Genomic DNA, 14,108 nt, shown 5'->3' on the forward strand with positions numbered 1-14,108 from the left:
AGGGGAGGAAACTATCCGAGGGGACGTGGACGAAAGTCGAAGGCGGAAGCGGGCATCTGGACGCCCGCGGTGCGCAGTTGGCCGGCGCGGGTCACGGTGGCGGCGCCCTCAAGCAGATTGAGGGCGATCTGGCGGACCGTACGCGCCTGCACCGGCTCCAGGAAACTTCCCCGCACCCACTCGTTGAAGCCACCCATCGCCGGGCCGCACCATATCTGGTAGTCAGCGCGCCGCTCCGATATGCCGTCGCGGGCCCACTGGGACCCCATGAACAGATACCAGCGGAACACGAGCGCCATCCGGTGTTTCGGATCGGTTCGGCCACGTTCGGCCTGCTGCGGGTCGCTTCGGGCGAAGAACGCCTCAGTCTCGGTCCAGATGTCGTCGACGGTGCGGCCAAGCACCGCGGTCTCGAGGCTGCGTATCTCCTCGGCGGGGGCTTCCTCGAACGACGCGTAGCGCCGGTAGAAATCGGCAAGGCGCTGTCCGCGCTGGGCGAACATGGTGCCACGCTTGAGCACCTGCACCGTCACCCCCATCTCGAACATGTCCGAAGCGGGGGCCATCGTCACGTCAGTGGCTTCGGCCTGTGCCAGCAGGGCGCGCGCGTCCGGTGCGAGCCCACTTTCCACCGCAGACTGGTTCACCGACCCGGTCAAGACGTAGGCCGCGCCTGCGGCGAACGCCGCCGCGACGGCCGCGGGGGTGCCCAGACCGCCGGCCGCACCGACCCGCGGCAGCACGGCGTACCCATGGGCGGCCGCGATCTCGTCGCGCAGGGCGATCAGTCCAGGCAGCAAGACCGTCAACGCGCGATTGTCGGTGTGGCCACCGGAGTCGGCTTCGGCGGTGATGTCCTCCGCGATCGGGATCCCGCCGGCGAGCTGAGCTTCATCCGCCGTGATGCGGCCGGCGGCGACCAACGCATTCAACATCGCCTCGGGCGCGGGCGACAGGAACTGACGCGCGACCTCGTCGCGGGACACCTTGCCGAAGATTCGACCGGCCCGGACGATCTGTCCGTCCGGGCCTCGGCGGAGACCCTTGACGGCGTACAGCACGATCGCAGGTGTGAGCCGCATGAATGCTGAGGCGGACACGTATCGGACACCGAGGCGGTGGAAGAGGTCGACGGTCGCCAGCTCAGCGCTTTCGTTGTGCAGGTTGTGGATCAGGTTGGCGCCCCAGCCACCGGCCTCTGGTCCGAGAGCGGCTTGAATTTCCCGCACACCGGCTTCGATGGTGGGCAGATCCAATCCCGCGCTGCCGTAGAAGGCCATCACCCCGGCGCGGACGCCCTCGATCGTCATGTGCGGCGTGGCGATGCCACGCGCCATCTCACCGATCACGTACGGAAACCGCACCCCATGCGTCGCAGTGAAGGCGCGTTCGCCCAGCCACTCCGGATAGATCGCGGGCACGAGCGCCAGCAGATCGCGCCCCTGCAGTTCGGGCGACGCAAGGCCGGCGTCGGTGAGCACGACGGCACGGGGCCCCTGCGCGGACCCCACAACGGCGACCGGTCGACGGATTCCGGCCAGCGCCGCACCGATGCCGGGATCGTCGAGCAGCGCCAATGAAGCGGCATCCGCCATATCAGAGTTAGCCAACGAGGCGCGCATGGTGAGGGACTCTAACCCTTACGCGGGCGACAAATCTCAGTTTTAGAACACGTTCATAGGGAGGACCGTCGATATGCGGTAACCCTGCGGGCGATCGTACGCCGACACCAGTCTGGGCCGTTGCCAAAATCGCACGCATGCGCTCGATGTCGTGGCGCTTTCACGAATAATCGGGTCGGCGAATGGCCAGTCGGCACCTTGCTGCGCAGCTCAGCGCAGACGGTCTGGGCGACCGCCCGAACGGGTGGGATCAGTAATTCATACAGGTGTTGGCGACTTGGGTGATCTGCGGGCCGATCTGGGCGAAGATCATCGCCTGCAACCCGGGCGCGACCGCTTCCTGCTGGGCGAGCGCCTGCTGACGCTGGTCGGCCGACATCCCGAGAAACTGCCGGAGATTGGCCTGCATATCGGGCCTATTGTCGAGCTGGGTCGACAGGCTTGGCGCCTGCGCACGCAGCGCCGCCGTGACCTGACCATAGCTACACGATGTAGTAGCCAGCGCGTCCATGATGGGGTCGGCCGCCGCAGGTCCGGTTCCCGGCGCCAACGGGACTACCGCCAACAAACCGCCAAATATTACGACACTTCGTAAGCACTGTGCTGGTTTCATATTCACAATGCCTTCCGTTTGCCGCGAACCGACGCACATCGGATCGGGGCAAGTTAACCACGGCATTTTCCCGCGATGGACCGAACGCGGATCATTGCCTCGATTTCACCGATGTCCACGGAAGGCACCCGCATGGTGACGGACCGGCCAGGATCGGCCCGCGTCTCAAATCCGTTGAGGCCGGCCACCGCATGCCTCAAGCGGCGCTCCGACGACCGCGGAGGCCCGCGTTGGCCGATTACCACCCCGCGACGTAAAAGGCGCGATTCACCGACATCCCCGGCGATGTCCACGGACTCATCTCCAAGCGGACCGCCGAACCGAGCGGCGTCTCCGTCACCGAAGTCACCTTCGCCCGCGGCGCCCGATGGTCCGCCGACCTCAAGGAGTACGCCGACACAGACCTGTGATCCGCCGACGCCGGGTTGATCGGTCGGTTAACGTGAGACACCGGTTGGCGCCAGCCGGCGACGAAGGACTGCACATGGTTGACCGCAACGACTCCCACGGCTCCCCCGACCGGGAGCGCTCCGCCGGCGCCGAGCCGCCGAACCGGCCCAGGCGCACCACCGAGGACGTCGTCTTCCCTGAGTCGTATCGCAAGTTCTGGCGGCTCCTTCTCGGCCCGTGGGGCCGTCGCTGAATCCCGTTGAAGTCGGCGGACAGTCCGCCGCACCGCGCGGCGCGGGTAATGCAGCGCCGCGCCGGTCCAGGAGCAGCCTTTGTGAACCATTCCCCTGTCGTCGCGCCGGCACCCGACCCGCTGTCCTCACGCCACTCGGTTCCCTCGGTGTGCTCCAGGTCTCCGACGAGGAACCCGAGGCACGCTCCCCGGTATCGCCAACGCCGGCTACGGCATCGGCTTTTCGCTCGGCTTCGCCTGGGCCACAACCGATCGTGGGCTCCGGGACCGACTCCACGTTTGCGGCAGCGTTCTGCAGCTGCGTCGGTATCGGCATCGTCGCATTGGCGCCCCCCAAAGCGGGTGTCAGCGACTCTGCCGGTCCCGATGGTTCGACAGCTCGCCGCACATCGCACTGACCGACGGCGGAATCGGCGTCTTCGGGTCGCAGTCCGGCGCCCGCTGCGGCGTCCCGTACACCGTCGTCAACGGCACCACCCCGGCCCACGCTCCGGCCGCGACGTCCTCGTCGTCGTCTTCGGGCCATCCGTCGCCGATCTTGAGTGACCAGTTGTCGGTCGTGATCGGCATCCGCAACGCCATGGTCGCGGCGAGTTCCCTGCGGTTGCTCGGACGGAGTTCGGCCACCCGCCCGGGAATGAACGTGTCGGTGAGTGTCTCGAGATAACGGACCTTCTCGGCGTCCGGGATCAGTTCGAAGGTTCCGAACAGCACCGCGCTGCGGAACTGGAACGACGACTCGAATCCGCTGCGTGCCACCAAGACTCCGTCGAGCGCCGTGACCGACACGGCAGCGTTCGCACCGTCGGCCAGCTGCCGCATCCAGGGTGAGCCGGTCGAGCCGTGGATGACCAATTCGTCGTCGATCCGGGCGAAACCGATCGGGAAGATCACTGGGTGGCCGTCACGGATCAACGCGATGGTGGCCAGCGGTGTGGCGTCGAGCAACTCGTCGAGCCGGGCGCGGGAGGTGTTCTGCTTCTCGGCCAGGCGGCTGACCCGGGTGGAGGGATGTGACATGGGCCTACTGTCGCACGGCCCGCAGCGCCTCGCGCGTGAGGTCGCTCAGTGCCGGGTAACCGTCGATCGCCATCGTCAGGTCCGTCTCGGCCAGCATCGAGCGCAGTACGTGCACTATTCCGTCGGTGCCCGCCAGTGCGGCACCGTAGGCGTAGGGCCGGCCGATGCCGACAGCGCTGGCGCCGAGGGCGAGCGCTTTGACGATGTCGACCCCCGTCCGGACACCGGAATCGAAGAGCACCGGTACCTCGCCGGCAGCGGCCACCACATCGGGCAGGCAATCGATCGCAGGGAGTCCGCCATTGGCTTGTCGCCCACCGTGGTTGGAACAGTAGATGCCGTCGATCCCGGCGTCCACGGCACGCCGCGCGTCCTCGGGGTGGCAGATGCCCTTCAGAATCAACGGCAGGTCGGTCAACGACCGCAGCCACGGCAGATCGTTCCACGTCAGGGAGTTCCCGAAGATGCTGACCCAATGCAGCACCGCGTTGCGGGGGTCGGCGTCGATGTCGCCGTCGACCTTGGCCCGGAAGTGCGGATCGCTGATGTAGTTGGCCAGACACATTCCGCGCAACTGCGGAAAGTTGGCGGTCGACAGATCGCGTGGGCGCCAGCCCGGCACCCAGGTGTCCAGCGTCACCACGATGCCGGCATAGCCGGCGGCTTCGGCGCGGTGAACCAGGCTCTCGGCGAGCTCGCGATCGGTGGGCGTGTAGAGCTGGAAAAACCCCGGGGTGTCGCCGAATTCGGCCGCCACGTCCTCCAGCGGATCCATCGTCAGCGTCGACACGCACAGTGGGACGTTTGTCCGTGCCGCCGCACGCGCGGCCGCGATGTCACCGTGCCGGTCGGTGGTGCACAACCCGATGACCCCGATCGGAGCCATGAACACCGGCGCGGGCCACCGCCGTCCCCACAGCTCCACCGACAGGTCCCGCTGCGTGGCTCCGACCAACATCCGCGGGATCAGGCCCCACTGCCCGAATGCGGTGGCATTGACCTGCTGCGTCCGCTCGTCGCCGGCCCCGCCGGCGACATAGGACCACAGCGAGGGCGAAAGGGCTTGTTGGGCACGGGCTTCAAGCTCTTGGTACGACATGGGCAGGCTCGGCAGCACGCCGGTGAGCCCCTGGAAGTAGACCTCGATCTGGTAGTTGCCGTAGGGCTGGGTCATGACGTCACACCGGCGGGCCGGCTCGGTGCGGCGAGGTCGGCTGACAGGTCGGCCACCAAGTCGGCGACGCGGCGCAGTTGATCGAGGTCGCCGCTGGTCGGAATGAGATGGACCTCGCTGGTGCCGATCTCGGCGAATCGGCGCAACGTGTCGGCCAGTTCGTCTTCGGTGCCCGCCCAACCGGTGGTCGGCGCCATCGCATCGACGAGCTCAGCCGGTATCCAGTTCATGTAGTGGCGTAGATGCCTGTGGATCTGGGTGCGGGCGGTTGCGCTGTCACCGTCACGGTCGGCGAGGGCGAACCAAAACGACGTCGCCAGATGGGGTTTCGGTCTCCCAGCCTGTGCCCAGGCGTCCCGCGCGACGTCGAACAGCTCGTTCTGCTTGTCGAGGTCGAGGTCGAGTGTGATGCCCGCCAGGCCCTCGGCCCATTGCGCCGCACTGCGCACGGTCTTGGGCCCGATGGTGCCGACCAGCAACCGTGGCCCGCCGTCCTGCGCGGGCCGCGGGCCGACCGGCAGGACGGATTCGGTGATCTTCTCCCCCGCCCACACCCGCTTCATGACCGCGACCCGTTCGGACATCTCCCGCATCGTCTGGCCTTTCGGGTCGGCGCCGACGGCGACATAGTCCTCGTAGCGGCCGCCGATCCCGATGCCGACGGTGAGCCGCCCCCCGCACAGCATGTCGCCGGTGGCCAACCCCTTGGCCAGCATCACCGGATCGTGCAGCTGCGGCACCACCACGGTGGTCACCAGCGGGACGCGCTCGGTCCATCCGGCCAGCGCGCCCAGCAGCGTCAGCGAGTCCGGGTTGCCGAAGGCGATGCGCTCGCCCCAGCACAACGACGAGAACGGTCCCTCGTCGATCGTCCGGGCCCAGCGTTTGAGGACGTCCGCGTCGACGTCCGGTTCCATCACCGGCAAGGTCATGCCAATCTGCACGCTCGCGATTCTGACACGGCGGGTGCGGGCAGCCGCGGGCAACGGCGAACTCGGCGGTCGGCCGCGGGATACCGGACCGCTAGGCCACCGGATCCTTACGAGCGCGCACCGGGCCGGCGTTCGGCGGGGGCCGCAGCAGATTACCGCGCAGGCTGCCTCGCGCCGTGCGTACCGCGACCAGCAGCCAGGTGCCGAGCAGGCCGACGTAGGCGACGACGGCGGCCACCTCGAAGGCCGGCAGGCCAGTGTGCACGGCGAGTTGGGTCGTGCCGGTGACGAAGGTGCCGACCGGGAACGTCAGGCTCCACCAGGTCAGCGCGAAGGGCATACCGCGCCGCAGCGTACGCACGGTCAAGGCGGTGGCCAATGCGATCCACAGCACCGCGAACCCCCAGACCGGCACTCCGAAGATGACGGCGAAGGCGTTCATGCTCTGGGCCAGCGGGGTGTCGGCGGCCAATGCCGCGTTGAGGCCGAGAAGCCCTGCGGCGGTGATGGATTGACCCAGCGGACCTAGCACGATCCACAAGGTCGGCACCCTCGCCGAACCCGAGGTGCCGAACAGGACCAACCTGCTCCAGATCATCGAGATGATGATGAGCGCGGCGACCAGGGACAGACCGAACATCGCGTAACAGCCGTAGAGCATGGTCGCGCGCCCGGTGCCCGGCGCCATGTGCGGGATCAGTAGCGCACCGGTGGCCGCGGACACCATCGGGGGGACCACCGGCATCAGCCACCCGCCGAAGGCGGCGTCCGGCTCGACGTTGTGCTGGGTGAACATCAGGTACGGAATGCTCACCGCGGTGAACAGCCCTCCGACGGTGCCGGCGCTCCACAGCACCCAGTCGAGGTCAACGGCAAGCCGCTCTCCGATGATGTCGCGACCCACCAGAACCGCACCGCCGCCGACTGTCAACAGCGCCATCGGCGCGGCACCGTAGAAGTGCGCCATTTGGGGATTACGCGCGTGAGTGCGCGCCACGGTCGGGTGCCGCAACCAGTGGCCGCCCACCACGATGATGAGTAGGAGCAGCAGTGCCGCGGCGATTACCCACACCACCTGAGTGAAGCCGTGCAGCCCCCACAGCCTGACGGGCAGCGTGGCGCCCGCCGTCGCGACGATTCCGGTGCCCATCACCGATGCGAACCAGTTGGGTCCGATGTTGCCCAGGACCTCTGCGCGGGTCTGCGGTGTCGTCATAGGTCCCAGACCCTACGGTGGCCGGCGACGGTTCGCGTGCTTGTGTTCCAGAAGCGCGCCCGATGCGGCGACGCCGGGCAACCGCAGCTGAACGCTGCGGTCCAACGAGATTGCGGCAATAGCAACGAAAGTGGTTGACCGTCGGCGCGGCTCAGGCCGGCCAATCACTTCCTGGGCACTGTCACCGGACCGTACGGCTCGGGCGGGGCATGATTCAGCCGCTGTGCCCGCGCCGATCCTCCTGGCTGCGGTAGGCGCGCGCGAGATCGGCAACGTGGTCGGGCAGATTGCCGCCGGCCACGTCGGCCAGGCTGGTCTCCTCAAGTACCGATCGCATGCTGGCGCGCAGTGCCCGCCACACGTCGGTCAGTGCCGCTGTCGGTCCGCTGTACGGCAGGTCGCCCAAGCCGATGTCACGCACGCTGGCCAGCGGCCCGTCGATGCAGCGCAGCACATCGGCGATGCTGATCTCGGCGGCGGGGCGGCCGAGTTGATACCCGCCGTCACGGCCACGCTGACTGCGGACCAGCCGGTCGGTGCGCAGGTCGGAGAGGATGTCGACGAGGAACTGCGCGGGGATGCCCTGGGCCTTCGCCAGGTCCTCGGTTTTGACGACCGCGGCGCTGTCCCCGGACGCGAGCTGAATCATGGCGCGAACGGCATACTCCGCTTTCGCCGACATCCGCATGCCGCGAATTGTGCCACTGCGCCGCCGGCGGCCCACCCGCTACCAGGGACGACTGGCCCGGACCGCCATTCGCGACACCTTACGGAAGCGGTCGCCCACGCTCACCATCCGAGCCTCACGACGCCAGCGAACAGTCGGCCCAGCAACCTCTTGACCAGTTCGACAGGGCCGACCTCGACCGGGTCGGCGGCGATGGCCGTCAGCAGCGCGGGCTCGCTCGTGTCGGCCGGCATGCTCGCACCCGCCGAGCGCTCGGAAGCCGGAATCCGGAGGTCCGGCGCTGGCGCGGCGACGGGGTTCGTGACGACCATGCCGGCCCCCACCAGCACAACGCCCGTGGCGACCATAGCGCCGACATTCCGCCGCACCGCGCTCTCCCTCACTGCTATTTGCCCGCCCCGAGGTCACCTTAAGGTACCTGAGACGAAGCTGAGAAACCGGGCAGCCGCCCGAGCGATCGGCGGACTCGGTCCCGGAACATCCCACAACAGCAAGGTGCCCCTCCTTTCGGTAATAAGGAGGGGCACCTTCCTCAGCGCGGCTGATTACTCCGGCTGATTAATCCGAGGACTTGCCGGCCGAAGCCTTGGCCGCCCTCTTGGAGCCGCCCAGGCCGTGCTTGGCCCCCGCCTTGGCCGAGCCACTCTTGGTTTCGCTGCCACCGTTGGCGTTGTCGCCCGGCGTGGCACTGTCGCTGCCGGAGCCCTCGTCGCCCGCGGTCGGCGTGACCTCGGCGGAAGACGACTCCACCGCCGCCGCGGACCGCAGTGCGGCGGCCGACGGCGCGGCCGACTGGGCGGCCGACTGGGCGGCCGCTGGCGGCGGAACCGGGCCGGGGCTCGGCGCGGTCACCGACAGTGCGTCCGCGACACCCTTGACCGCAGCTTGGACGACGCCACGGACGCTGGGAACCACGGTCGTCGCGTCGGTTTGCACACCGGCACCGATGGTCAGGGCGTTGACGACGCCCGGAATCCCGGTGGGACCGAACAGCCCGTCGACGGCGGCATTCCACGTTGCCTCGAAGTCACCGGCCTGGAGTCCGGCCACCACGTTCTGGGCAACCTGGGCGAACGCACCAACCAGCACCTGCGCTTGGCCGAGGGCGCTGTTGACGACCAGGCTTGCCAGTGACGGAACCGCCGACAGCAGCGCGCTCGCCTTGGCGACGACGTTGTTCAGCACGTACTGACCCGACTGCAGAGCCGTCTCGCCGGCCGTCTGAACCGCGGCCAACAGCGTGTTGACCGCGCCGGGGATGTTCAGCGTTAACGCCTCGCCCGCGGCGTTCCACACACCTTCGCTGAGCGTGTACCCGATCGAGTACAGCGCGTTGAACGAGCTGTCCAGGTATGCCGAGCCATTGACACCGAGCTGGCTGATGATCGGCAGGCGGTCATTGATGATCTGCGGAATGATGCCGGTGGCATTGAAGCCGTAACCGGCCTGGATCGTCGCCATGCCGGCCAAGTTGAAGATGAACGGGTAGTCACCCAGCGCATCTCCCGAGCCGAAGATCAGGGTGTTGACCTGACCCAGGGTTCGGAAGATTTCCGAAACCGGACTGTCGAATCCCGCCAGGGCCACATCGATCGTCGACGTGGACGGCATGTGGAGCGCAGGCAGCTGGAGATCGTGCTGTAGCACGGGCGTCATGGCGATGGCGCTAGCGCCAACCACGGCGGCAGTTCCGGCGATGAGGTGTGAGCGTACGGAGATTTGCATGAGAGCCCTCCCGGGACCTGGTCAACACTGACAAAGCTGAAGGTACCTGAGAGGAACCTGAGGGAAAGCAGAAATTGCCGTTTTTGCCAGGAAAATTTTTCGGCGGCGTCAGGAGAACTCAGTCGAGTTAACTTTGCATTACGAGATAAATAAGCTTGACGTGGATAGACACAGACGAAGACCGGTGATGGCTATTTCTTACAGCTTCGTCAGTTGCGGTGTCGGAACGCCGCCCAACCCGACCCAGACCCTAGGAAGTCGGTGCCAGCCAGTTCTCGGTGCTGATTTCTCTCAGGTTGTCCGCTCAGATCCTCAGCAATGAGCGGCGCCTGCGGACGTTCTCAGCCGGGGATACCGGTGCCGTCGGCGACGACGACAGCAAACAAATCCGCCAGGGCTGCCAGGCTGGCCGCCTGCAGGGCCGCCGCGGGCACTGGGGCGGCGGGATCGGGTGAGGGCAGCGCCCGTGTTGCCGTGGCGGCGGCAACCACCGTCGGCGCATAACCGAGGTTGAACGCTCCCCGGGCCGTGGAGTTCACGCACATGTGGGTCATGAACCCGGCGATCACCAGGTTCTCGGCGTTGAGGGCTTTGAGGCGGTCGTCGAGGTCGGTCTGCACGAACGAGTTCGGATAGTTCTTGATGACGATCTGTTCACCCGCGCGGGGAGCGACCAGGGGCACGATCGCCCCGCTCTCACCACTGATGTCGTACAGCGAGCCCGGCCCATCGTCATGCTGGACGTGAATGACGGGGATGCCGGCCGACCGCGCACGGTCGAGCAGCTTGGCCGCCTCCTCCAGCGCGGCGTGCACACCCTCGAGTTCCATGACGCCGCGGGTGTAGGTGTTCTGGCAGTCGATGAGAACCAGCGTCGAGTCGGCCAGGTTCACCGGCTCCAGAGGCAGGCCGGCCAGCGCGCGCAACGTGGTGGGATCGGTCATCCCGCCACGCTACTTCGTGACGGCCAGCACCGCCTCGGCATACTGCGGCAGGCACACCACCAGGTCCGGTAACAGCGGGTCGGGTCGGTTGTACCGCAAGGGCGACCCGTCGATACGCGAGGTATGCAACCCCGCGGCCTGGGCCACCGCCACCGGCGCGGCCGAATCCCACTCGTACTGACCACCGGCATGGACGTAGACGTCGGCGCGACCCTGCACCACGGCAGCGACCTTCGCGCCGGCCGATCCCATCTCGACCAGGGTGCCGTTCAACGCCTCGCGAACCTGCAGGGCGATCGCCGGCGGCCGGGTACGCGACACGACGATGCGCGGCACGACCGGCGCCGGTGGTGGCGGCGCGACGGCCGGAGTGGCGAACGTGACGCCCTGCGCGGGCAGGGCTACCGCACCGGCGATCAGCTCACCACCGGACCACAACGCCACGTGTACGGCCCAGTCGTCCCGGTCGAGTTCGGAGAACTCCCGGGTGCCGTCGAGAGGATCGACGATCCACACCCGCTCGCTGCGCAGCCGGATCGGGTCGTCGGCCCCTTCCTCGGAAAGCACCGCGTCCCCGGGCCGCTGCGCAGCCAGTGCCTCCATAAGATAGTCGTGAGAACGCTTGTCGCCCGCCGCTTTCCGCTCCGCCGCCGACGCCTCGGCCAGTTCGCTGCGCACACCGAGCAGCAACTCGCCCGCCTTGGTCGCCAGCGTGGCAGCCAGGTCGTGGTCGCTCACCTCTGCACGTCCAACAAGTCGATGACCTGCTGAGCCAGATCATCGGGGCGGTATTCCGGGGTGAGCCGCAGATCGGGGTTCTTAGGACGCTGGTACGGGCTGTCGATCCCGGTGAAGTGGGTGATCTCCCCGGCACGAGCCTTGGCGTACAACCCCTTCGGGTCACGTCGCTCGCAGTCCTCCAGCGGCGTGTCCACGAATATCTCGAAGAACTCCACCCCCTGTTCGACATGGACCTTGCGGGCCAGCTCGCGATGCTCCTCCAACGGACTGATCGCCGGCACCAGAACCGTCAACCCCGCGTCGGCCATCAGCGTGGCGATGTGGGCCAACCGGCGCAGGTTCTCGGCGCGATCCGCCATCGAGAAACCGAGATCGGCGTTGAGCCCGTGGCGCAGATTGTCACCGTCGAGAATGTAAGCGGGCCAACCGTGTTCGAGGAGCTTCTGTTCGACCAGGCACGCCACCGACGACTTCCCGGAGCCGGAGAGACCGGTGAACCACAGGGTGCGGCCCTTGGTTAACCGCTCACCCGCACCCACCAGCGACTGGTGCCGCACGGTGTTGGGTGAGGCGCTGCGACTCGCCACCGGAGAGGTGTCGCGAACCATGCCCGCCGCCACCGTCACATTGGTGTCCGGATCGATGAGGATGAAGGATCCGGTAGCCGCGTTGCGGGAGTACTCGTCGAGCAGCAGTGGCACCTGGGTACGCAGCGTGACCCGGCCGAGTTCGTTGAGCTTGAGCGCCGTTGCACTCTTGTCGCGGTGCAGGGTGTTGACGTCCAACCGGTAATCCAGGCCGGCCACCCGGGCGCGGGTGGTACGGGTGGTCTGCTTGATGATGTAGTCGCGTCCGGGTTCCAGCGATGCATCGTCGGCCATCCAGCACACCGTTGCGTCGAATTCCTGTGTGGCAACGGGCTGGTTCTGCGGCCGCGCCAGCAGGTCACCGCGGGAGATGTCGATGTCGTCGGCCAGGCTGATCGACACCGCCATCGGCGGGAAAGCTTCTTCCACCGGGCCGCTGGGCCCGTCGATCGTGGTGATGCGGCTGGTTTTTCCGCTGGGCAGCACAACGACCTCGTCACCGGGGCGAAGCACACCGCTGGCGACCGTTCCCGCGTAACTGCGGTGGTCGGCGTGCTCGACGGTCTGCGGCCGGATCACGTACTGCACCGGGAAGCGTGCGTCGACCAGATTCCTGTCACCGGCGATGTAGACATCCTCCAGATGCGACAGCAGCGGCGGGCCGTCGTACCACGGGGCCTTGTCCGATCGGGTCACCACGTTGTCGCCATTGAGCGCAGACATCGGGATGGTGGTCACATCGTGGATGTCCAGCCGGGCGGCGAAGGCGTGGAACTCCTCGCGGATCCACTCGAAACGCTCACGGTCCCAGTCGATGAGGTCCATCTTGTTGACCGCGAGCACAACATGCTGCACACCCAGCAACGAGGCCAGGAAGGCGTGCCGGCGGGACTGCTCCAGCAGCCCGTGTCGGGCATCGACGAGCACGATGACCAGTTGAGCAGTCGAGGTGCCGGTCACCATGTTGCGGGTGTACTGAATGTGACCGGGGGTGTCGGCGATGATGAATTTGCGCTTGGCCGTAGCGAAATAGCGGTACGCAACGTCGATGGTGATGCCCTGCTCACGCTCGGAGCGCAACCCGTCGGTCACCAGCGCGAGGTCGGTGTAGTCGTTGCCACGCTCACGCGATGTGCGCTCGACCGCTGCGAGTTGGTCCTCCATCACGGCTTTCGAGTCGTAGAGCAGCCGGCCGATGAGCGTGGACTTGCCGTCGTCGACGGAGCCAGCGGTGGCCAGCCTCAACAGAGTGCTCATCAGAAGTAGCCTTCCCGCTTGCGGTCTTCCATGCCGGCTTCGGAAATACGGTCGTCGGCACGGGTGGCGCCGCGTTCGGTCAACCGCGACAGCGCGGTCTCGGCGATCACTTCCTCGACGGTGGCCGCCGTGGACTCCACACAGCCGGTGCAGGTGACGTCGCCGACGGTGCGGAATCGCACCGCGGTCTCGAAGACCTCTTCGTCTGGGTTCGGCTGCATGTATTCGTGGACGGCCAGCAGCATTCCGTCGCGCTGGAACACCGGCCGGGTGTGCGAGTAGTAGATCGACGGCAGCGAGATGCCCTCGGCACCGATGTAGGCCCAGATGTCGTACTCGGTCCAGTTCGACAAAGGGAAGACGCGGATGTGCTCGCCTTTGCGATGCCGTCCGTTGTAGAGGTTCCACAGCTCGGGCCGCTGCGCCTTGGGGTCCCACTGACCCCATTCGTCGCGGAAGCTGAACACGCGCTCCTTGGCGCGCGCCTTCTCCTCGTCGCGGCGCGCCCCGCCGAATGCGGCGTCGAACTTGTTCTCCCGGATGCCGCGGAGCAGCGTGACCGTCTGCAGCGGGTTGCGTGACGGCCCGTTGTCCACCACGCGGCCGGCTTCGATGTCCTCCTCGACGCTGGCGACCACCAGCCGCAGCCCGTATCGGGCGACCAGCTCGTCTCGGGTGGAGATCACCTCTTCGAAGTTGTGCCCGGTGTCGACGTGCATCACCGGAAATGGCAACCGGCCCGGCGCGAACGCCTTGATCGCCAGGTGCAGCATCACGATCGAGTCCTTACCGCCGGAGAACAGCAGCACGGGGCGCTCGAACTCTGCGGCAACCTCTCGAATGATGTGGATTGCCTCGGCCTCCAGGGACCGCAAGTGGCTCAGCTCGTACTGCCCCGGCATGGGGCGTTCGACCACCGGACTCGCCATTATTTCCTCGTAAAGTT

The 14,108-nt window shown here is 67.1% G+C and carries 14 protein-coding genes; 1 reads left to right on the forward strand and 13 read right to left on the reverse strand.

Annotated elements, in window-relative coordinates; all coding sequences use genetic code 11:
• Positions 1-11: 11 nt before the first annotated feature.
• Positions 12-1,622, reverse strand: coding sequence for a PfaD family polyunsaturated fatty acid/polyketide biosynthesis protein (locus tag ACXDF8_RS17730; protein WP_457224591.1), 1,611 nt, complete (start codon positions 1,620-1,622; stop codon positions 12-14).
• 250 nt (positions 1,623-1,872) lie between these two features.
• Positions 1,873-2,190, reverse strand: coding sequence for a hemophore-related protein (locus tag ACXDF8_RS17735; RefSeq protein WP_457224592.1), 318 nt, complete (start codon positions 2,188-2,190; stop codon positions 1,873-1,875).
• Between the two features lie 529 nt (positions 2,191-2,719).
• Here ACXDF8_RS17735 and ACXDF8_RS17740 point away from each other — a divergent pair.
• On the forward strand, positions 2,720-2,878 hold the full coding sequence (locus tag ACXDF8_RS17740; RefSeq protein WP_457224593.1) for a hypothetical protein: 159 nt from the start codon (positions 2,720-2,722) through the stop codon (positions 2,876-2,878).
• Between the two features lie 345 nt (positions 2,879-3,223).
• Here the strand turns inward: ACXDF8_RS17740 and ACXDF8_RS17745 are convergent, their stop codons facing one another.
• From ACXDF8_RS17745 to cysD, 11 genes are all read right to left on the reverse strand, one after another.
• The gene (locus ACXDF8_RS17745) at positions 3,224-3,898 is read right to left on the reverse strand and encodes a pyridoxamine 5'-phosphate oxidase family protein (RefSeq protein WP_457224594.1); all 675 of its coding nucleotides are present in this window, start codon (positions 3,896-3,898) and stop codon (positions 3,224-3,226) included.
• Positions 3,899-3,902: 4 nt separating this feature from the next.
• Positions 3,903-5,072, reverse strand: a complete 1,170-nt coding sequence (locus tag ACXDF8_RS17750; RefSeq protein ID WP_457224595.1) for an alpha-hydroxy-acid oxidizing protein — start codon at positions 5,070-5,072, stop codon at positions 3,903-3,905.
• The gene (locus ACXDF8_RS17755; protein ID WP_457224688.1) at positions 5,069-6,004 is read right to left on the reverse strand and encodes an LLM class flavin-dependent oxidoreductase; all 936 of its coding nucleotides are present in this window, start codon (positions 6,002-6,004) and stop codon (positions 5,069-5,071) included. The genes ACXDF8_RS17750 and ACXDF8_RS17755 overlap by 4 nt, the downstream gene beginning before the upstream one ends.
• 91 nt (positions 6,005-6,095) lie before the next feature.
• Complete coding sequence (locus ACXDF8_RS17760; protein WP_457224596.1) at positions 6,096-7,220, reverse strand: TDT family transporter; 1,125 nt, start codon at positions 7,218-7,220, stop codon at positions 6,096-6,098.
• Positions 7,221-7,434: 214 nt separating this feature from the next.
• Positions 7,435-7,908, reverse strand: a complete 474-nt coding sequence (locus ACXDF8_RS17765; RefSeq protein ID WP_457224597.1) for an Rrf2 family transcriptional regulator — start codon at positions 7,906-7,908, stop codon at positions 7,435-7,437.
• Between the two features lie 101 nt (positions 7,909-8,009).
• Positions 8,010-8,255 (reverse strand): hypothetical protein, encoded by a 246-nt coding sequence (locus ACXDF8_RS17770; RefSeq protein ID WP_457224598.1) that lies wholly within the window; start codon positions 8,253-8,255, stop codon positions 8,010-8,012.
• A 211-nt stretch (positions 8,256-8,466) separates the two neighbouring features.
• Positions 8,467-9,633, reverse strand: coding sequence for a hypothetical protein (locus ACXDF8_RS17775; RefSeq protein WP_457224599.1), 1,167 nt, complete (start codon positions 9,631-9,633; stop codon positions 8,467-8,469).
• A gap of 341 nt (positions 9,634-9,974) precedes the next feature.
• Entirely contained in the window at positions 9,975-10,577 is a 603-nt protein-coding gene (locus ACXDF8_RS17780) for a cysteine hydrolase family protein (protein WP_457224600.1), read from the reverse strand.
• Positions 10,578-10,586: 9 nt separating this feature from the next.
• On the reverse strand, positions 10,587-11,315 hold the full coding sequence (locus ACXDF8_RS17785) for a 3'(2'),5'-bisphosphate nucleotidase CysQ (RefSeq protein WP_457224601.1): 729 nt from the start codon (positions 11,313-11,315) through the stop codon (positions 10,587-10,589).
• On the reverse strand, positions 11,312-13,162 hold the full coding sequence (gene cysC, locus ACXDF8_RS17790) for a sulfate adenylyltransferase subunit CysN (RefSeq protein ID WP_457224602.1): 1,851 nt from the start codon (positions 13,160-13,162) through the stop codon (positions 11,312-11,314). Before cysC ends, ACXDF8_RS17785 begins: the two co-directional genes overlap by 4 nt.
• Positions 13,162-14,091 (reverse strand): sulfate adenylyltransferase subunit CysD, encoded by a 930-nt coding sequence (cysD, locus tag ACXDF8_RS17795; protein WP_457224603.1) that lies wholly within the window; start codon positions 14,089-14,091, stop codon positions 13,162-13,164. The genes cysC and cysD overlap by 1 nt, the downstream gene beginning before the upstream one ends.
• Between the last annotated feature and the right edge of the window lie 17 nt (positions 14,092-14,108).

The organism is Mycolicibacterium sp. CBM1 (assembly GCF_054073305.1).